Origin of the sequence: Enterobacter sp. E12, from assembly GCF_014596715.2 — a bacterium.
Lineage (GTDB): Bacteria > Pseudomonadota > Gammaproteobacteria > Enterobacterales > Enterobacteriaceae > Enterobacter > Enterobacter bugandensis.
Genome location: NZ_CP115601.1, coordinates 566,539 through 586,560, shown reverse-complemented (window position 1 = coordinate 586,560; position 20,022 = coordinate 566,539). Strand labels below are relative to the sequence as shown.

The window sequence follows — 20,022 nt, the reverse complement described above, 5'->3', positions numbered from 1 at the left end:
CAGTGAGAGGGGAAACAGGCGCGATTATAGGCAAGAAGGCAGAGGGGGAACTTGTCATGGGTCAAACGAGCGCGCGTAGGTCGGGTAAGGCGAAGCCGCTACCCGACACGTACACGGCGGTAAAACTTAATCCAGGTTCAGCTCGTCATAATGGGTAATCAGTTTACCCACGATGCCGTAGTCCAGCGCTTCCGCCGGGGACATCCAGAAGTTGCGGTCGGTGTCTTTTTTCACTTTCTCCAGCGGCTGGCCGGTGGCGTCGGCGATCAGCTTGTTCACGCGATCCAGCATGCGGATGATCTCGCGCGCTTCGATCTCAATATCCGTCGCCTGACCGCGCACGCCGCCCAGCGGCTGGTGGATCATAAAGCGGGTATTTGGCAGCGAGTAGCGGTGCTCTTTTTTCGCGGCCAGGAAGATGGTGATCCCGGCGCTCGCCACCCAGCCGGTGCCGATGACGTGCACTTCCGGACGGATGAACTTGATGAAGTCGTGAATGGTGTCACCCGCTTCCACGTGGCCGCCCTGGCTGTTGATGTACAGCTTGATCGGATCGTTGCTGACGCTTTGCAGCAGGATCATCTGGGTAATGACCTTCTGCGCCAGCTCCTGGTTGATCTCACCGGAGATGACAATCGAACGGGACTCCAGCAGTTTTTGCTGTAGAGCGCCCGCGCCGTTTGACCCTTCCGCTTTTTCCTTGTCGCTCTCTTTCAGTGTGTAGTGCATTGTTATGTCCTCAGCTTGTCGCGCTCAAAACCAGAGTGTAGCCTGTTTTATCGGTGAAAGTCCTCACAGACAAATAACGAGGGATCTTATGAATATTGCACATGTCGCACTCTGGACCCGCAGCCTTGAGGCCCAGGTTCAGTTCTGGGAAACGGTGTTTAATGGCCGCAGTAACGAACGCTACGTCAGCAAAAACCGTCCGGGGTTTGAATCCCATTTTATTACCCTGGATGACGGGCCGACCCTCGAGCTGATGACGCTGCCGGACCTGCCCGACGCCCCGGCGCACCCGGAGTTTATCGGCTGGGCGCATATCGCCATTAACGTCGGCAGCAAGGCAAAAGTGGACAGCATGGCCGAGCGGGCGCAGGCCAACGGCACGCTGCTCAGCGCCCCGCGCATGACCGGGGACGGCTTTTATGAAGCGGTGATCGCAGACCCGGACGGCAACCGCATCGAGCTTGTCGGTGCATAAAAACAGCGTTTCATTCCTTCACCGCCCCCGCCCCTGCTCGCTATACTTCATACGGTTATCATATTGTTAAATGATAATGATATTTAATGTGTTAAGATGAAAGTCAGCATAAACAGTCTCTTACGTTACCGTTGGGCTGTTTCCATTCTTTTAAATCAGCACCGGGGCGGTGAATGGAACACATTGTATATGTGGTAGATGACGATGACGCAGTCAGACAGTCCGTGATCGGATTGCTGGAATCGGCAGGCCTGAACGCTATCGGCTTTTCATCGGCAGAAGCGTTTCTGCAATACCGCTTTGAGGACCTGCCGTCGTGCGTGATCCTCGATATGCAAATGCCCGCCATTTCGGGTTTTGAGGTGGCGGACGCCCTCAAGGACAGCGGGCGAGAGATCCCGATTATTTTCCTCACCGGCCACGGCACCATTCCGATGTCGGTGCGCGCCATTAAAGGCGGCGCGTACGAATTTCTCACTAAGCCCGTCGAATCAAACGCGCTGATCGACGCCATTGAGTCCGCGTTACAGCTGGCGGAAAACAATGCCGAGCGCAATAAAGAGCGCTACGCCCTGAAGCAGCGCCATCTCTCCCTCACGCCGCGCGAACACGAGGTGCTCACGCTGGCGATAAGCGGCATGCTGAACAAGCAAATTGCCGCCGAGCTGGGCGTCAGCGAGATCACGGTGAAAGTGCACCGTCGCCGCGTGATGGAGAAAATGCAGGTGCGCTCGGTTGCCGAGCTGGTCAGGGCCGTTGAGCGCCTGACCAAAAGCCAGCCCGCGGAGTAACCTTTTACCCTTCCTGCGCCGCCAGCGGCAGCGCAAACGCGAACACCGTGCCGTAAGGCTCCCGGCGGCGCGCGCTCAGCTTCCCGCAGTGGCGCTCGATGATGCTGGCGCTGATGGTCAGCCCCATCCCCATCCCCTGTGGCTTGGTGGAGTAGAACGAGTCAAAAATCTGCTCCAGCCGCCCGGGCTCAATGCCGCTCCCGGTATCGGCGATCTCAACGATCACTTTCCCTTCCGCGTTGGCGGTGCTGAGGATGATGGTACAGGCGCGATCCTTCACCTCGGCCATCGCCTCCACCGCATTCATCACCAGGTTGAGCAGCACCTGCTGGATCTGCACGCTATCGCCAGTGATAAAGCTGTCCTGCGCCTTCAACAGATAATCAACGCTAATGTGTCGCTGCTCCAGCTCGCTGCGCGAAAGCGTGATGATATGGTGGATCACATAGTGCAGATCGATGCGCGCGAAGGTGGGCTCCTGCTTGCGCGTCAGGGACTGAATGCTGCGAATGATCTCTCCCGCCCGCGCGCCTTCCGCCGCGATCTCCTCCAGCCCTTCCCGCACTTTATCCAGCCGGGCAGGCTCGCGGTTAAGCCAGCGCAGGCTCGCCCCGGCGTTAGAGACGATGGACATCAGCGGCTGGTTGATCTCGTGGGCGATGGAGGAGGTTAACTGTCCGACGGTGGTGGCCCGCGACACCCGCGCCAGTTCCGCCTGCGCCACCCGCATGGCATCCTCCGCGGCGCGCTGGCTGGTGATATCGGTAATGATGCCGTAATACTCGTTCACCTCGCTGCCCACGCCCACCGGATCGCCAATCCCGAGGATATAGCGCGTTGAGCCGTCGGTACGCTTAACCCGAAACTCCGCGCGCATCGAGAGCCCTTCCCGCACGCTCTGGGTGACGATGGCGCTGATGCGGGCGTAATCGTCCTCATGAACGAAGGTCAAAAACTCCGCCATGGAGATCGTCTTTTGCCGCTCGGGCAGGCCGAGGATGCGGGCATACTCCTCCGAGACAAACATCAGATCCTGCTCCAGCTCCCAGCGCCAGCTGCCGGTGTGGCTGATCTGCTCGCCCAGCATCAGCGAGGTCTGGCTGGCGCGCAGCTCTTTTTCCACCCGGCGGCGCTGGATGTTCTCCGCCAGCAGCTCGGCGTACAGCCGCGCTGTCTCCAGGGAGACCGCCGCCTGCGCGCCCAGCAGGCTGACCACGCGCGAGTGCTCGGCGGTAAACACTTCCGGCATCAGGCGGTTTTCCAGGTACAGAACGCCCACCAGCCGCGCCTGTTTGAACATCGGGACGCACATGACGGCCGCCCCCGAGGTCACCAGATAGGGGTCCTGACTGAAGGGGTGAAACTCCTCCGGCCTGCCGGTGCGGATCTCCTGCCCGGTGCGGATCACCGCCGCGAGCACCGACAGGGGCATGTCGGTCGCCGTCGGCACGTCTTTCAGGATCCGCACCCGCACGCCTTCGGTGCTGGTCCAGGCGCTGGCTTCGATCTCCGGGATGAGGCTATCGCTCACGCGAAGCAGCAGGCCGCGCTGCGCCCCGGCGCGTTCGAGCAGGCTGGTCATCAGGTTTTCGATCAAGCGCTCGAGATTGATCTCTTCCGACAGCGCGCGGGAGGCTTTGATGACGCTTTGCAGATCGCGGATCGTCTCGTTCTGGGCGAACGCCACCGTGTCATAGGCGCTGGCCTGCCCGGAGGCCAGCAGGTGCGGGAAATCCTGCTCCAGCTGGCGCACCTTGGCCTGCGCGCCCGCCCGCCCCCAGGCGGCAATTGCGCCGCGGAAGTGCGCGTCCGAGGCGGTCGGGTAGCCGCAGGCCAGCGCGAAGCGCCCAGCCAGCTCGTGGGCCAGGGCGTTAATGGGGTTAAAGCCGCCCTCGCGGGAGAGCCGGACCGCCTTCTCATACTGCTCAAGCGCGATGCTGTTCATCCCGTCCAGACGCACGATTTCGGCGTAGATCAGCGCCTCTTTATCCGCGAACGTGCCGGGATTGATGCGCGCCCAGAGGGCGATTTTGTCGTAGTGGGCGTGAATGCTGCGGCGATGATTCGCCGAGAAGGTCTCCGGCGTCAGCTGACGGGAAAGCGCCAGCGCGCTGTAAAGATGGTAATCCAGCAGATGGATGTGGCCCGGCGCAGACCACGCGTACCACCCCGCCGTCTCGAGATCCGCCTGCGCGTCGGCATATTCGCCGCAGGTAAAGTGCGCCATGCCGCGGTAGAGCCAGTACCAGAAAAGCATGGTGGAGGTCTGCTCCGGCGCCTGCTCCGGCGACGCGGGCAGCAGCGCCTCGGGCAGCGCCTGCGACGCGGTCCAGGTGCCGATGACCGGCGTGCGCAAAAACGCAACAAAGGTGCGCTGGATCGTCAAAATGGTTTCCACGTCCTGGAAGTGGGTTTTTCGCACAAACGCCAGGCCGCGATCGATGCTGGTCAGCACCCCGTCCAGGTGATCGCCCCGCGAGAGGAAGTTGATCACCTGGTGGCAGGCCGCAAAGCAGGCCATCGTCATATCCCCGTGGGTCACCGCCGAGGTAAAGCAGGCCTTCGCGCACTCGATGGTAAACGACAAAGGCTGGGTCCAGACGCTGAGCTGGTCGAGCGGCAGCAGGGTTTTGGCTTCGAACGCGTCGTAGCCGTGGCGACTCACCAGCTCGCGGGCGAGGGTGCCGTACTGGAACCCGAGGCGATACTCGGCGTAGCGGTGGCCCATCAGCACGCCAAACCAGGCCATCGCCGTGGTGGAGGCGCCGGTAATGCCGTGGTCGAGGGTCAGGTGCATCATGCGGCAGAGCAGTAAAAAGTGCAGGCGCGGGCAGATGAAGCTGGCGCAAATGCTGGCGCTGTAGAGCAGGTTCATCACCGCTTCGGTTTCCGGGTTATCCATCCGCGAGAGCGGGGCAAACAGGTTTTGCGGCGCATCATTCGCGCGGTTGCAGAAGCGTTCCCAGGCCTCGTCGCAGTCGGCGTCTTCCGGGTGGCGGCCGATCTGGATCCCAAAAATCCCCAGCCAGCAGAGCGCCGCCTCCAGCGCCAGACGGCTATCTGACTGGCGAATATAGACTTCCACCAGCAGGTTGGCCGCCAGCGCTTTTTCGGTCAGCCCGCCGGGGCAGCCAAGGATCGCATCGCACAGCTCGCGGGTCCGCTCCAGATGGCCGAGCGCAAACTCGCAGCCCGCCTCTTCGATATCGAGCATAAAGTCTGACACCGTCCCGGCGTTTCCCAGCGCTCGGGCGGTCTGGATATAGCTGAGCGCCGATGGGTAATCCCCCGAACGCTTCGCGCGTCGCGCGGCCAGCAGGCTCAGCTCGCGGAACATCTGCCGCTGCGGCGCGGGCTGGACGCTGTCCAGCGCGGCCGTGACGTGGTGAACGGCGCGGAACAGCAGCTCGTTCCCCGCCGCCTGACGCGCGGCATCGGCCAGCAGGCTGGCGGTCGTCAGGTGAATATGGCTTTTCTCATGCCGGTCCAGCAGCGCAAAGGCCGCCTCCTGCACCCGGTCGTGGGTGAAGGAATACGCCTTTTCCGTCAGCACGATGAGCTGGGCCATCACCGCCGGATGCAGCGCGTAGCGCATCTCCGCCATCGATATACCAACCACGCGGCAGATCATCTCCATTTCACCCGTGCCGCCGAGACAGGCAAGGTTGCCCAGCAGGCGGCGCGTCTCGTCGGGCAGCTCTTCAAGCTGCTCCAGCACCAGAGTCACGACGTTTTCGGTGTAATGCCGGGCGCGGATCGCCTGAAGATCGTAGCGCCACTTGTCCTGATATTTGTTGTGTACCACCAGCCCGTCATCGACGATGCGGCGGAAAAACTCGTGTACAAAGAGCGGGTTGCCCCCGGTCTTTTCATGGATCAGCGTGGCGAGATCGGTCGTCGCCGTGCTGCGGGTGCGAAATACCGTCCCCAGCCAGCGCGCCACCGCTTTCACGGAAAGCGCCTGCGGGACAATTGCGCTCGCGTGCTGCGCCGCCTCCGGCAGGCTCGCCAGCAGCTGTTGCAGTGCGGGTTCGGACAAGGCATCGATATCGCGGTGAGCGACCACCACCAGCAGCGGGATCGCGCCGCAGTTCACCAGCAGGTAGTTGAGCGTTTGCAGGCTGGCGGCGTCGCTCCACTGGAGATCGTCGAGCACCAGCACCAGCGGGCAGCCCTGCGAGGCAAAGGTTTTCACCAGCGCCAGCACCATATGGCTGAAGCGCGCCCGGGCATCAATGGAAAACGTATCCGCCGAGAAGCGCGGCTTGCTCTCGAGCAGCAGGCCCAGCTCGGGCACCAGGCTGACGGCCAGCGCCTCGTACCCCTCCAGGGCGCGAGACAGGCGGATTTTCCACTTCGCCACCTCGTCTGCCGGCAGCCCCAGCAGGTGCAGCGTCAGGGTGCGGAACGCGGAGCTTAATGCGCCGTAGGGCAGCGACGGCGAAAACTGGTCGACTTTGCCCACCGCCAGCAGCACCGTCCGCTGCTGTAGCGTTTTGAGCGCCGTCGCGATAATTGAGGATTTGCCGATCCCTGACGGCCCGGCGATCGTTACCAGCTCCGGCACCCGGTTCTGCCCCACCCGCTCAAACGCGGCAATGACGTCATTCGCCTGCGGATGCGTCGCGAACAGGGAGTCCGCCAGATGGATCGCGGGAGTGCGGTCCTGCTGGCCGGGCGTAAAGGCGACGATCTCGCCCTCGCAGGTCAGCGTCGCCTGGCAGCGGCGGAGGTCGGCAATCAGCCCGTCGACCGTCTGGTAGCGGTTATCGGGGTGCTTTTCCAGCAGCTTGAGGATGATGGTCGACAGCATCCCCGGCACGTCCGGGCGAATCTCGTCCGGGGCCAGCGGCTCCGAGGCAATATGGTAGTGCGCCCAGTTGGTTTGATCGTCCTCTCCCAGCTCAAACGGCAGGCGTCCGGTCAGGAGTTCATACAGCACCATGCCGAGGCTGTAGAGATCGCTGCGGCCGTCAACGGGACGCCGGGTGCGGGTGGTGTGCTCCGGCGACATATACGCGGGCGTACCGCCTGAAACGGCAAGCCGGGTCTGAGAGAAAGCATCGGAGAGCGTGCAGGAGAGGCCAAAGCTGCCCAGACGGCAGGTGCCATCGTGATGAATAAAAATGCTGCCGGGCTTGATATCGCCGTGGATTAGGTTTTGCAGATGCATCTGGCGCAGGGGCGCGCAGATCTGGATCGCCAGCTCGATAAAGCGCGCGATCCCCGAGATCGCCCTGCCCGCGCGCCGCGCCAGCAGCTCAAAGGCAAACGGGGCGTACACCAGCGCGAAGCGTCCCCGGTACTGGGTGGACGCGACGGCGCGAATGGCCCAGCTGTCCTGCATCACGTCACGCAGCGCAAACTCGTTTTTCAGCAGCCGGGTGGCCCGCTCTTCCTCTTCGTCGCTGACCGCGGTGGCAATGATGAACGAGCCGCCTGAATGAGGATGTCGCGCATGCATCCAGGCGATACCGCCCTCCTGCGCCAGCACGGTAAACATCACATCCTCTTTAAGGACAAAAACCCGCCCCTGGTGAAGATTTCCCTGGGCGGGCCAGAATGCAGGCTGCTCGTGTTCGTTCATCCGCGATCCTTATTGTCGGCGGGCCAGCTCCCGCTGTATATGATCCAGCAGAATATCGATGTTAATGGGCTTACGCAAAAAAGCAGCGGCGCCCAGATTAAGAGCGTACCGCTGCATATTTTCATCAGCATGACCGGAGATAAAGAGCACGGGCGGAGGCGGTACGGCCAGCAGCCGCAGCTTGTCAAACAGCTCCAGGCCGCTCATGCCCCGGAGCTTGATATCGGTGATCACCAGCGCCGCGCCGGACAGGGCAAGCGGATGGCTGAGAAACACCTCTGCCGAATCAAAGGTGTCGGTTGAATAGCCTTCCGACTCCAGGAGATTACTCAACCCGCTGCGGACGGAACGTTCGTCATCAATGATGGCAATGCGCCACGGCAGCGTCATGCTGTTTTTCCTCTAACCAGTCATTTAACGTCGCGAGGGTCCTTCGCGGGCGCAGGGGGCGCCGTGCCGCTGATTTTCGGTACGCATTCGTGACGAAACCAGGCGAGGGTAAACGGTTCGCGACTCAGTAAACGCCGTCCCACCGGGATGAGCTGTTCACCCACCAGCATGCCAAACAGGCCAAGCAGGGCGACAACCGGCGGTGCCGGGGAATGAACGTCGAGCAGGGCGTAAATTACCCCAGCAACCACGCCGCACACCAGCGAAATTATCCATGCTCTCATGACGTCGCTCCCGTCTGCGATTTCACCTGCGGAACCGTTACCTGAGGAGGCGGCGCGCCGTCGCGGGATAACAGATGGCGCGTCGCCTGTTCACCCGCCAGCATCCCCAGCAGGCCAATCAGCGCCAGCGCGGGCGGCGCGGGGGAGCGCACCTTCAGCACGGCATACATCAGGCCAATCAACACGCCTGCGGCAAGGGATATCAGCCCAGTACTCATTGTGAACTCCAGAGAAAAAGGCAGCGGCGAGCCGGATGAGGGACCAGCCCGCCAGCGGAACTTAGCGAGCCGGGACCGGCGCTAAGGTGCGGTGCTCGCTCTTCTGGCGAGACGGTGCTTTGTGCACCATGGTGTAGGCGTAATCCACGCCCATGCCGTACGCGCCGGAGTGTTCGCGCACGATATCCATCACCGCGGTGTAGGTCTCTTTACGCGCCCAGTCGCGCTGCCACTCCAGCATCACCTGCTGCCAGGTCACCGGGATCACGCCTGCCTGGATCATGCGCTGCATCGCGAAGTCGTGGGCTTCCTTGGAGGTGCCGCCGGACGCGTCCGCCACCATATAAATTTCGTAGTCGCCTTCCAGCATCGCGCACAGGGCAAAGCTGTTGTTGCACACTTCGGTCCACAGGCCGGCAACCACCACCTTCTTCTTGCCGTTAGCCTTCAGCGCGTCGCGCACCTTCTGGTCGTCCCAGGAGTTCATGGAGGTACGCTCCAGAATGTCCTGACCCGGGAAGACGTCCAGCAGCTCCGGATAGGTGTTACCGGAGAAGCTTTCGGTCTCAACGGTGGTGATGATGGTCGGGATGTTGAACACTTTGGCCGCTTTCGCCAGCGCCACGGTGTTGTTTTTCAGCACCTGGCGGTCAATTGACTGCACGCCAAACGCCATCTGTGGCTGGTGATCGATAAAGATGATCTGACAGTTCGCAGGGGTTAACACTTCGAGCTTTGAAGAGGTCATAGCATTTTCCAGTGGTTAAGGGTAGAAATCGCCGCGAGCGCCGCGGCGATAAAGTCACCCTCATCCTGCGGTTTATCGCGCCTGGGCGTAATTATCTCTTCGTATAGTTAACCTTAGGTATAGTTATACTTTGGTATACCTATCCTATTGTATAACTGGATCTTTGCCGAAACCGGTTCCCATAATCCTGACCATTCCCCTCTCAGTCTGGAGCTATTATGGATACCCTCGGTAAAGCCGATCTCATTCTGGTTAACGGCCAGTTTCACACCGTCGATCGCGAGAACCCCGTCGCGGAAGCCGTTGCCGTGCGCGACGGGAAATTTCTGGAAGTGGGTACCGTCGCCGGGGTGATGCAACACCACTGCGACGGTACTAAGGTGGTGGATTTGAAAGGCCACACCGCGATCCCCGGCCTGAACGACTCGCACCTGCACCTGATCCGCGGCGGGCTGAACTACAACCTCGAGCTGCGCTGGGAAGGCGTGCCGTCCCTGGCCGACGCCCTGCGGATGCTGAAAGAGCAGGCCCTGCGCACGCCGTCGCCCCAGTGGGTGCGCGTGGTGGGCGGCTGGAGCGAGTTCCAGTTTGCCGAGCGCCGCATGCCGACGCTGGATGAGATTAACGACGCCGCGCCGGACACCCCGGTCTTCATCCTGCACCTGTACGACCGCGCCCTGCTCAACCGCGCCGCGCTGAAGGTGGTCGGCTACACCAAAGAGACGCCGAACCCGCCGGGCGGCGAGATCCAGCGCGACGCCAACGGCAACCCGACCGGGATGCTGATCGCCCGTCCGAACGCCATGATCCTCTACGCCACGCTGGCCAAAGGGCCGAAGCTGCCGCTGGAGCAGCAGGTCAACTCCACGCGTCATTTCATGCGCGAGCTGAACCGTCTTGGGCTGACCAGCGCCATCGACGCGGGCGGCGGCTTCCAGAACTACCCGGAAGATTACGAGGTGATTGCCGAGCTGCACGAGAAAAAGCAGATGACCATCCGCATCGCCTATAACCTGTTTACCCAGCGTCCGGGCCACGAGCTGGAAGACTTTGAAAAATGGACCGACATGCTCACGCCGGGCCAGGGCAGCGACTTCTTCCGCCACAACGGCGCGGGCGAGATGCTGGTCTTCTCCGCCGCCGATTTTGAAGACTTCCTCGAGCCGCGCCCGGACCTCGCGCCGGGCATGGAGGACGAGCTGGAGCGCGTGGTGCGCCATCTGGTGGAGCACCGCTGGCCGTTCCGCCTGCACGCCACCTATAACGAATCCATCAGCCGCATGCTGGACGTGTTCGAGAAGGTGAACCGCGACATTCCGTTCAACGGCCTGCACTGGTTCTTCGACCATGCGGAAACCGTTACCCAGGCCAACATCGACCGCATCAAAGCGCTCGGCGGCGGCATTGCCGTCCAGCACCGCATGGCCTTCCAGGGGGAGTACTTTGCCGAGCGCTATGGCATCGAAGCCACCCGCCACACGCCGCCGGTGGCGAAAATGCTCGAGACCGGCGTGCCGGTGGGCTTAGGTACGGACGCCACCCGCGTGGCGAGCTACAACCCGTGGACCGCGCTCTACTGGCTGGTCTCCGGCCGCACCGTCGGCGGGATGCAGATGTACGACCACGGCGCCCGTCTGGATCGCGACACCGCCCTGATGCTCTGGACCCAGGGCAGCGCGTGGTTCTCCAGCGAGCAGAACCAGAAGGGGCAGATCAAGGTCGGCCAGCTCGCGGATCTGGCCGTGCTGAGCAAAGACTACTTCCGCGTGCCGGAAGAGGAGATCAAGGGGATCGAGTCCGTCCTGACGGTGGTGAACGGCGACATCGTCTATGCCGCGGGCGCCTTTGGCCCGCTCGCTCCGCCTGCCATTCCGGTTCTGCCCGAGTGGTCCCCGGTGGTGAAGGTGCCGGGCCACTACCGCAGCGCGCCGCCGCAGGCCGCACGCGTGGGTATGAGTGTGGCTCACCACTGCAGCGGCCCGTGCGGGGTTCACAGCCACCAGCATGATTTCGCCCGCACGTCAGCGATGCCGGTGTCCGACGATAACGCTTTCTGGGGGGCGCTGGGCTGCAGCTGCTTTGCATTCTGATGAAAAACACCACTATGCCGCCCCGGATCGACCTGGGGCTGTTCTTCCTGCGCCTGACCGGCAGCCTGCTGTTGCTCTACGTGCACGGCCTGCCGAAGGTGCTGCACTTCAGCGAAGAGCTGACGCGCATTGAAGATCCGTTCGGCTTCGGGCCTTACGCGAGCCTGATCCCGGCGATTGTCGCCGAGGTGGTTTGCCCGCTCTTTATCATTGCGGGCGTGTACACCCGCCTGGCGTGCCTGCCGATTATCGCCGTGCTGCTGGTGGCGATGCTGGCGGTGCACCCGGACTGGTCGATTGCCGAAGGGCAGTTTGGCTGGCTGCTGCTGATTATCTTCACCACTCTCGCCCTCACCGGGCCGGGCCAGTGGAGGCTGCAGCGTAAGGCAACGGAGAGGTTCGCATGACCCAGGTTAACGACGTTCGCGACGCACACGTCGAGACGACGCCCGCACCGACGGTTTCGCCCTGGCAGCCACTGAGCCAGCCGGTGTTCCGCATGCTGTGGATCGCCACGGTGGTCTCTAACGTCGGCTCATGGATGAGCGACGTCGGCATCAACTGGAGCATGCTGACCCTGAGCGCCGATCCTTTAGATATCGCGCTGGTGCAGGCGGCCAGCAGCCTGCCGATGTTCCTCTTCGCCCTGCCGTCCGGGGTGATGGCGGACATCGTTGACCGACGTAAATACCTGCTCTTCTCTCAATTATGGGTGTTCATCGCCGCCGCCGGGCTGACGGTGCTCTCCTTCACCGGACACGTCACCCCCGCCGTGCTGCTGGTGGCGACGTTTCTGCTGAGCGTGGGGGCGGCGATGAGCTCGCCGCCGTTCCAGGCCGTGGTGCCCGATCTGGTGAGCAAGCTGGAGCTGGGCGCCGCCGTGGCGCTGAACTCGCTCGGGGTGAACATTAGCCGGGCGATTGGCCCCGCGCTGGGCGGTTTTCTGCTGTCGCTCGCCGGGCCGTGGATGGTGTTTGCCCTGAACGCGCTTTCCGTGGTCGGCGTGGCGTGGGTGCTGTGGCGCTGGCGTCCGGCCCCGTCCATTCAGCGTCTGCCGCCGGAGCACTTCTTCTCTGCGGTGCGCTCCGGGATTCGCTACGTGCACGCCGCGCCGGTGCTGCGCAACGTGCTGGTGCGCACGGTGGCTTTCTTCGTTTTCGGCAGCGCGGGCTGGGCGTTACTGCCGCTGGTGGCGCGCCGCGAGCTGGGCTTAGGCCCGGCGGGCTACGGCGTAATGCTGGCGTGCATTGGCCTGGGGGCCATTGCCGGGGCGATCCTGCTGCCGCGCCTGCGCCAGCGGCTGAACGCCGACCGCCTGATGGTCGCCGCCAGCCTTGTCTTTGCCCTCACCATGCTGGCGCTGGCGTTCGTGCGCCACGTCTGGCTGCTGAACCTGTTTGAGTTCTTCACCGGCTTCGCGTGGATTGCGGTGCTCTCCACCCTCAACCTCGGCGCACAGCGCAGCGCCGCCCGCTGGGTGAAGGCCCGGGCGCTGGCGGTCTACCTGACGGTATTCTTTGGCTCGATGACCACGGGCAGCGCCATCTGGGGGCAGATCGCTTCCCAGTTCGGTACGCCGACCTCGCTGGTGGTCGCCACGCTGGGGATGGTGCTGGCGAACGCCACCGTGTTCCGCTGGAAGCTGGAGAAAGATCCTGACTTAAACCTCGACCTGAGCGGCCAGCCGCTGGACGGCGTGGAGATCGAGCTGCCGAACGAGCGCGGCCCGGTGCTGGTCTCGCACGAGTACATCATCGACCCGCACAACGCGAAGGCCTTCCTGGAGGCGGTACACGAGCTGCGCCGGGTGCGCCGCCGCGCCGGGGCGATGAGCTGGGCAGTGTACGAGGATATTGAGCGTCCCGGTCTGTTTATTGAGACCTTCCTGATGGGCTCGTGGATTGAGCATCTGCGCCAGCAGGAGCGCCACACCATGAATGACCTCCTGCTGCAAAGCCGCGTTCTGGCTTTTCATCAGGGCACAACATCACCGGCAATTCGCTATCTGGTCGCGCCGGTATAACCCTAACCATCACCTGCACAGGAACACACTATGGCAACGTTTAAGGCAAAAGACGGCACGCAGATTTACTACAAAGAAGGCGGCGCGGGCAAACCGGTTCTCTTCAGCCACGGCTGGCCGCTGGACGGCGACATGTGGGACAGCCAGCTGAACTACCTGGCCGAGCGCGGCTTCCGCGCTATCGCCTTTGACCGTCGCGGCTTTGGCCGCTCGGATCAGCCGTGGAACGGTTACGACTACGACACCTTTGCGTCCGACATCAACGACCTGATCACCACCCTGGACCTCCAGGACGTGACGCTGGTGGGCTTCTCCATGGGCGGCGGCGACGTGACCCGCTACATCAACAACTACGGCAGCGCGCGTGTGGCCGGTCTGGCGCTGCTGGGCGCGGTCACGCCGATCTTCGGTAAATCTGAGACCTTCCCGCAGGGTGTGGATCAGAGCGTGTTCGACGGCATTCGCGACGGACTGCGTAAAGATCGCGCCCAGTTCATCAGCGACTTCGCCACCCCGTTCTACGGCACCAACGCCGGGCAGACCGTTTCCGCGGGTGCCCTGACCCAGACGCTGAACATCGCCCTGCTGGCCTCCCTGAAGGGCACCATCGACTGCGTGACCGCGTTCGGCGAAACCGACTTCCGCCCGGATATGGCGAAAATCGACGTGCCGACGCTGGTTATTCACGGCAGCAACGACCAGATCGTGCCGTTTGAAAGCACCGGCAAGCTGGCGGCGGAGATGATCAAAAACGCCACGCTGAAGGTGTACGACAACGCGCCGCACGGCTTCGCGCTGACCCACCAGGACCAGCTCAACGAAGATCTGCTGGCATTTGTGAAGTCGCTGTAAGGTCGTCCAGGGGCATGTTGATCCGGCATGCCCTTATAGATCACTGTTTTAGGTAGTTATTCACTCAGGCTTGCAATCCCGTAAAATTCATTCGCCAGGTTACTGAAGCCTGTAATTTTACTGGAGAGCATATGGACGCAGTTGAGCAAGACGTCAGATTCGAATGGGCAGACTTTTATCAGGCTTTTGCCTCTCAGCTACTGACCTGGCGAAATCGAAGAGAGGAGTTGGTGGCGGGTATTCACCGCATTGCTGCTGAGATTGGTAGTATGTCACACCTACAGGACAAGCCCGCTAATGGCGTCCCCCATCCTTTGAAAGACATTTGTCCTTTCACCACTATGGGCTTGTTTAATCGCTCGCTTACCGTTACCAACCGAAGAAATATCGCAGCCAGCCTGGCAAAACTGATAGGCGTACGCGAAAAGGTTCCTGAATCGTTCGACGGTATTCCGCTACTTAACAATCAGAAATCATGGTTCTTTGGCTATGAGAAATCACGTAAGCCTGAAGACATCGATACGCTGTGGGAAATGTTTTCTCAGGCAATCTCCTTCGCCGACACCCCAAACGCCGATCCCGCTGACTTCCTCTTTTCTTATGACGCCGCATCTAACGTGCGCAATGTGGGCTGGAACCTGACAATGGGATTGTACTGGCTACGCCCCTGGTTCTACCCTACGCTGGATAGCCAGTCTCAGTACTACATCCAGAAAGTCCTGAACATTAAAATCATTAAAAAAGGTGCCAAAGGGCGCTGTAGCGGACACAATTATCAGACCGTAGCCCTGGCGCTCAAAAAGGCTTTTACCCAGCCAAACTATCCGGTTCACTCCTTCCCTGAACTCTCTCTGGCGGCATGGAATATCGATTTGCAACAGTCAAATGATGAAGTCGAGCGGCTGACATGGAAAGCGTATTTGCTCAATAAGATCAAGGTGCTGTGCCTACGAAAAGACAGCCCATTTTTCTCTTTGAGGGAGTTAAAAGAGGCCTATCTGGATGAGATTAAGGCGGATTATCCCAATAACAATACTATTGAATCATCCATTTCATATTATCTGCAAAAACTACGTGATGATGATGAACTGGAGTTTCAGACCCCCGGCAATTATGAATACCTCAACTTCGATAAAGGTGAATTGCAGAGCATCACCGAGGAAACGGTTGAAGAGAACGTGCCCGCAGAAATCCCCCACAAGCCTTACGCGATAAGCAATTTGATCGATGAGGGCTGCTTTTTAGAAGAGGAAAAAATCCAATTCATCCTTCAGCGGTTACAGGCCAAAAAAAACCTGATCCTTCAGGGCCCGCCGGGAACCGGTAAAACCTGGCTTGCGCGCCGTCTGGCGTATTGTCTGATGGGCGAGGAAACCTCTAAGCGCATCAGCGCGGTGCAGTTCCACCCTACCCTCTCCTACGAAGACTTTATTCGCGGCTGGCGTCCTAACAATGAAGGACGTTTAGCACTGGTAGACGGGCCTTTTCTCCATGCAATCGACAAAGCAGTAAACGATCCGACAACTAAGTACGTGATCATTATTGAGGAGATTAACCGGGGCAATCCTGCGCAAATTTTTGGCGAAACGCTGACGCTGATGGAGGCGGATAAACGCACCCCGAATGAGGCGCTTGAGCTCTCATACCGCTCTGATATGGATGAAAAAACCTACATTCCTGAAAACCTGTACATCATCGGGACGATGAATATCGCTGACCGCTCGCTTGCCCTGCTAGACCTGGCATTACGGCGCCGCTTTGCGTTTATTGATCTTAAGCCCGAGTTTAACGACGCGTGGAAAAAGTGGGTTAACCAACGGTTTAATGTGAGCCTGGAAACATTAGCCCTTATCGAATCCAAATTAACCGCTTTAAATGAAAAATTGTCCAGGGATGCGGCTCTGGGCCCTCAATTTTGTATCGGGCATAGCTATGTTACCCCACCAGCGGGGTTGAAAATTGACGATGGCATGGCCTGGTACGAGCAGGTTGTCGAAACCGAAATCTGCCCTTTACTTGCCGAATACTGGTTCGATGCGCCGGAGAAAGTCCTGGATGCCAGAAAGGGACTTCTCAACATATGACCGATCTTGATGAACGTAGCGATACGCAGGCTCGGGCAGCTGTATCGCGCATTCCTTTGCGCAATATCTGGCTATTGATGCTGTACGCCTCCAGCTTGTTTCGCCACCACGGGCGCAGCATGGTTGCCGCTGAAAACAACCCGGAGGAAATCCCGGCGCTGGTGGCCAGGATCCTGCTTCACGAAGTGGAGCAGCGGCTGTTAAGGCATTTAAGTATGGGATACCATACTCGCCGCGCCACGCTTAACAGGGTAAGGGGACGCATTGATGTTCTGCGCACAACTAGTCGACAATTGCTTGAGCGGGCACAGGTAGCCTGCCAGTTTCAGGAAATGACGCTGGACACACCACGAAATCGCTATGTTCGCTCTGCGTTAGAGCACCTTGTTCCGCTGCTCAGCAACGGCACGCTGGCTGCACAATGTCGCACAATGGCAATCAATTTGCGTCGTCGTGGTATTGAGGGGGGTATGCCCGGCAAAGGTGAACTGCCGTCAATCACACGTTTTGGCCGCCATGATGCGGCGGATAAAGCCATGGTCGATGCCGCGAAGCTGGCATTTGAATTATGGCTACCAACCCAAACTGCGGGGCAAAAACTGTTGCCAACGCCTTCTGATGACCCTTATTGGATGCGCAAGCTCTTCGAGAAAAGTATGGCGGGTTTCTATCACTTCCATCTTCCCAAAAAAGACTGGACAGTCGCTGCCGGAAAAGAGTTGAAATGGGGATTAACGTCTCAAAGTGCAGGGAGCGAAAGTATTTTCCCAACCATGAACTCGGACATTATTCTTGAGCACAAGCAACCTCCACAGCGCGTCATCATCGACACCAAATTCAATAACATTCTGACTAAAGGCTGGTATCGCGATAAGAGCTTGCGCAGCGGTTATATCTACCAGATTTATACCTATCTGCGAACGCAGGAGAACCGAACAGACCCATTATCTCTCCGTTCAGCTGGATTATTACTTCATCCAGCCGTCGATGTAATGCTCTACGAATTCGTTGAGGTACAGGGGCATAAAATCCACTTTGCCACCTTAGATTTAGCAGCAGATGCCGCCACAATGACTCAGCAATTATTGAAATTAGCGCGTGATTGCTGTGGGATAACTGACGTGAATTAAGTTCTGAAGTGGACGCCTGCATGACAGGCGCCCATTTCTCTTAGTTCGCCGGGGCCGGACGCTCCAGCCGCTCATTCTTCGCACGGCTATTTTCTACATGATGCCGACGCTCCGCCAGCAACCGACAAACCTCCGCATGCTTCTCCTCGGTAAAGGTAAAGCGCGACATAAAGCCCATGCGGATCAGCGACCCAATCGCCGGCAGCAGGCAAATCCCGAAGAACAGCCCCGCCAGCACGCCTTCGCTCTGGATTTGCGCCTGCGGCACGTAGCCAATTATCGTCAGAAACACGCCGATGAGCCCGCCGCCCACCGCCACCGACATCTTGCCGGTAAAGGTCTGCCCGGAGAAGGTGATCGCCGCGCAGCGCTTGTGGGTGTGGTACTCCGCGTACTCGATGGTGTCGGCAATCATCGACGAGGTGAGGATGTTGGTCATCATCACGAACAGCGTGCTCAGGCCGAGCAGAATAAACAGCATCGTCACCTGCTGATACCCGACAAACCACATCACCACGCGCACCGCCACGTCCAGCCCGCAGAGGATCATAAACAGCTTCCGCTTCTGCATCCGGCGCGTCAGCATCGGGGCGACCAGGCACAGCACCGCCGCCACAATTCCCATCACGCCAATCGCCATTTGCAGGCTGCCGTCGCCCAGGTTGTTGATAAAGAAGTAGATGTATAGCCCGCCCGCCACGTTGTGGAACACGCAGAAAAAGAACGACAGCAGGACGATAAACAGCGGCTTGTTCTGACGCAGGTTGTGGAAGGTGTCGCGGATAGTCACCTTTTCCGGGCTCGGCGGCACGCGCTCTTTGATCTGCATAAAGCCGTTAAGCATCAGCGGCAGCCCCACCAGCATCATCACCAGCGCCGCCATAAAGTAGCCTTTGTCATTGCTGTACTGGGCGAAGTAGGCCGCCAGCTTCGGGAAGAAGATGTTGGCGCAGGCAATCCCGGCGTTCACCCCGAGCATCGCCGCCGTTACCGCGCGGGTGCGCTGCCCGGAGTCGTTGGTCATCACCGACGACATCGACCAGAACGGGATATCGGAGATGGCGTACAGCGTCCCCCACAGGATGTAGGTCACCCCGGCGTAGAGGATTTTGGTGGTCATGTCCGCTTCGATTTTATAGAACGACAGCAGCGTGACGCCGGTGATCAGCAGCGGCGCGATCAGCAAAAAGTGGCGAAACTTGCCGAACCGGCTGTTAATGGTGTCCATGATGCTGGCAAACAGCGGATCGTGAACCGCGTCCCACGCGCGGGCAATCAGGAAGATGGTGCTCGCCGCCAGCGCCGAGATCCCCAGCACGTCGGTGTAAAAATAGTTAATAAACGAACCCACTAAACCAAAGCTAAAACACTGACCTAAACCATAGCCAAAATAAGACCACAGCTCGCGAGACGGTATTTTCATTGTCATTGCCATTGTTATATGCCTGCCTGGTTGCCCGGCGGTCGGCCGCCGGGTCGATATTATTAGCCCTGAACTTTCGGGGCGATCTTGCGCAGCTGCTGCATCAGGGCGATTTCACGGCGTGAGAACGGAAAACCGTTCTCCTCAAACACGTCGTGGAACCAGAGGCGGCAGTAGTCCGTGGACTCCTTCATCACCACCGGCCACGGCAGCCACGTCTGGGTTTTGCCGCGCACCAGCCCCCACTGATACGGCGCAACCTTCGCCATGTACATCAGCGGAAGCTGCTCTTCAATCGTGCTGCCCACGTGGCGCGCCAGCCATTCGGTACAGAACAGCGGGCGACCAAGCTGTTGCAGCTGCTGAATCATCGCCGTCATGCGCCCGGTGGGGGTGTAGGCGTGGAAGCTCACCACGTCCGAGAGCGCCAGCGCGGTCTGGTCCAGCGGATGCTGGAAGAACGTCTCGCCCTCCTCTTCCGGCGGCAGGCGCCACGCGCAGACGGTGAGCGGCTGGGTCGGGTCTTCTTCACGCACCCAGCGGAACGCCAGCTTCATCAGCGCGTGGGCGCAGGTCTCCAGCTTCGCGTCGTACTGCACCTCCTGCGTGCCGGTCGCGAAAATGCCGCGGTTGCCCGGCTCGTTATAGAGATCCCACAGCAGCACGCGCTTATCGTCGCGGAACTGGCGGACAACGTCGCGGATATAGCGCTCAATGTCTGCCCAGCAGTCCGGATCGCACACCTTATCGCGACCGGGGCTCGCCGCCGCCTGGCTGTTATGCTTGCCCGGCACCGGCGGCTTTTGCGGGCCGAGGTACGGCTCGTCACCGGAGAAGCCGCAGTCGTCCATCAGGGTCAGCATGGTGCTGAACCCGTGACCGTCGGCAATCGTCAAAAAACGATCGATGCGCGCCATCAGCCCGTCGCGGTCGTGCTCCCAGACGATAAACGGCAGGTTAATGCGCAGGGTGTTGTAGCCCGCGTCCGCCGCCCAGCCCAGCTCGCGGTCAATCGTCCCGGCATCGAAGGTCTCTGCCTGCCAGATATCGGTCCAGTTCACCGCCGTTGACGGCAAATAGTTAAACCCGCACAGCCAGCCTTTTTGCTCGTACCACGCCTGTGCCTGCTCCCTGCTCCACTGCTCTTTCATTATGCGTCCTCTTACTGATAATATTTAGCTAATAAATATTAGTTGCA

General features: G+C 60.2%; 16 protein-coding genes. 8 read left to right on the top strand and 8 right to left on the bottom strand.

The features are described 5' to 3' along the window. Nucleotides 1-126: 126 nt before the first annotated feature. The gene (locus IB212_RS02820; protein WP_041911339.1) at nt 127-729 is read right to left on the bottom strand and encodes an ATP-dependent Clp protease proteolytic subunit; all 603 of its coding nucleotides are present in this window, start codon (nt 727-729) and stop codon (nt 127-129) included. A gap of 88 nt (nt 730-817) precedes the next feature. Here IB212_RS02820 and IB212_RS02815 point away from each other — a divergent pair, with 88 nt between their 5' ends. Together IB212_RS02815 and IB212_RS02810 are read left to right on the top strand one after the other, a co-directional pair. Then, nucleotides 818-1,204, top strand: coding sequence for a VOC family protein (locus IB212_RS02815; protein WP_041911340.1), 387 nt, complete (start codon nt 818-820; stop codon nt 1,202-1,204). Between the two features lie 173 nt (nt 1,205-1,377). Then, entirely contained in the window at nt 1,378-1,995 is a 618-nt protein-coding gene (locus tag IB212_RS02810) for a response regulator transcription factor (protein WP_041911341.1), read from the top strand. Nucleotides 1,996-1,999: 4 nt separating this feature from the next. Here IB212_RS02810 and IB212_RS02805 read toward each other — a convergent pair whose 3' ends face one another. The 5 genes from IB212_RS02805 to IB212_RS02785 form a co-directional block, all read right to left on the bottom strand. After that, the gene (locus tag IB212_RS02805) at nt 2,000-7,582 is read right to left on the bottom strand and encodes an AAA family ATPase (protein ID WP_041911342.1); all 5,583 of its coding nucleotides are present in this window, start codon (nt 7,580-7,582) and stop codon (nt 2,000-2,002) included. A 9-nt stretch (nt 7,583-7,591) separates the two neighbouring features. Continuing rightward, nucleotides 7,592-7,972 (bottom strand): response regulator transcription factor, encoded by a 381-nt coding sequence (locus IB212_RS02800; RefSeq protein ID WP_041911343.1) that lies wholly within the window; start codon nt 7,970-7,972, stop codon nt 7,592-7,594. A gap of 20 nt (nt 7,973-7,992) precedes the next feature. Next, nucleotides 7,993-8,256 carry a XapX domain-containing protein gene (locus tag IB212_RS02795; protein WP_041911344.1) on the bottom strand — a complete coding sequence of 88 codons (264 nt, stop codon included), beginning with the start codon at nt 8,254-8,256 and terminating at the stop codon, nt 7,993-7,995. Continuing rightward, complete coding sequence (locus IB212_RS02790; protein WP_028015362.1) at nt 8,253-8,474, bottom strand: DUF1427 family protein; 222 nt, start codon at nt 8,472-8,474, stop codon at nt 8,253-8,255. Before IB212_RS02790 ends, IB212_RS02795 begins: the two co-directional genes overlap by 4 nt. A gap of 61 nt (nt 8,475-8,535) precedes the next feature. Beyond that, nucleotides 8,536-9,222 carry a hydrolase gene (locus tag IB212_RS02785; protein ID WP_023331928.1) on the bottom strand — a complete coding sequence of 229 codons (687 nt, stop codon included), beginning with the start codon at nt 9,220-9,222 and terminating at the stop codon, nt 8,536-8,538. A 218-nt stretch (nt 9,223-9,440) separates the two neighbouring features. Between IB212_RS02785 and IB212_RS02780 the strand changes: the two genes are divergently transcribed. The 6 genes from IB212_RS02780 to mcrC all read left to right on the top strand — a co-directional run bounded on the left by IB212_RS02780 (nt 9,441) and on the right by mcrC (nt 17,401). Next, nucleotides 9,441-11,312, top strand: a complete 1,872-nt coding sequence (locus IB212_RS02780) for an amidohydrolase (protein WP_041911345.1) — start codon at nt 9,441-9,443, stop codon at nt 11,310-11,312. Further along, a complete protein-coding gene (locus tag IB212_RS02775) occupies nt 11,312-11,719 on the top strand; it encodes a DoxX family protein (RefSeq protein ID WP_041911346.1) in 408 nt (135 codons plus the stop codon). Before IB212_RS02780 ends, IB212_RS02775 begins: the two co-directional genes overlap by 1 nt. Continuing rightward, nucleotides 11,716-13,335 (top strand): MFS transporter, encoded by a 1,620-nt coding sequence (locus IB212_RS02770; protein ID WP_041911347.1) that lies wholly within the window; start codon nt 11,716-11,718, stop codon nt 13,333-13,335. Before IB212_RS02775 ends, IB212_RS02770 begins: the two co-directional genes overlap by 4 nt. 30 nt (nt 13,336-13,365) lie before the next feature. Beyond that, a complete protein-coding gene (locus IB212_RS02765) occupies nt 13,366-14,187 on the top strand; it encodes an alpha/beta fold hydrolase (protein WP_024909512.1) in 822 nt (273 codons plus the stop codon). 131 nt (nt 14,188-14,318) lie between these two features. Beyond that, complete coding sequence (locus IB212_RS02760; RefSeq protein WP_041911348.1) at nt 14,319-16,271, top strand: AAA family ATPase; 1,953 nt, start codon at nt 14,319-14,321, stop codon at nt 16,269-16,271. Then, a complete protein-coding gene (mcrC, locus tag IB212_RS02755; RefSeq protein WP_041911349.1) occupies nt 16,268-17,401 on the top strand; it encodes a 5-methylcytosine-specific restriction endonuclease system specificity protein McrC in 1,134 nt (377 codons plus the stop codon). Before IB212_RS02760 ends, mcrC begins: the two co-directional genes overlap by 4 nt. Before the next feature lie 40 nt (nt 17,402-17,441). Here mcrC and IB212_RS02750 read toward each other — a convergent pair whose 3' ends face one another. Next, nucleotides 17,442-18,836: an MFS transporter gene (locus IB212_RS02750; protein ID WP_041911350.1), complete on the bottom strand. Its 1,395-nt coding sequence runs from the start codon at nt 18,834-18,836 to the stop codon at nt 17,442-17,444. Between the two features lie 50 nt (nt 18,837-18,886). Next, nucleotides 18,887-19,975 (bottom strand): cellulase family glycosylhydrolase, encoded by a 1,089-nt coding sequence (locus IB212_RS02745; protein ID WP_041911351.1) that lies wholly within the window; start codon nt 19,973-19,975, stop codon nt 18,887-18,889. Nucleotides 19,976-20,022: the final 47 nt, after the last annotated feature.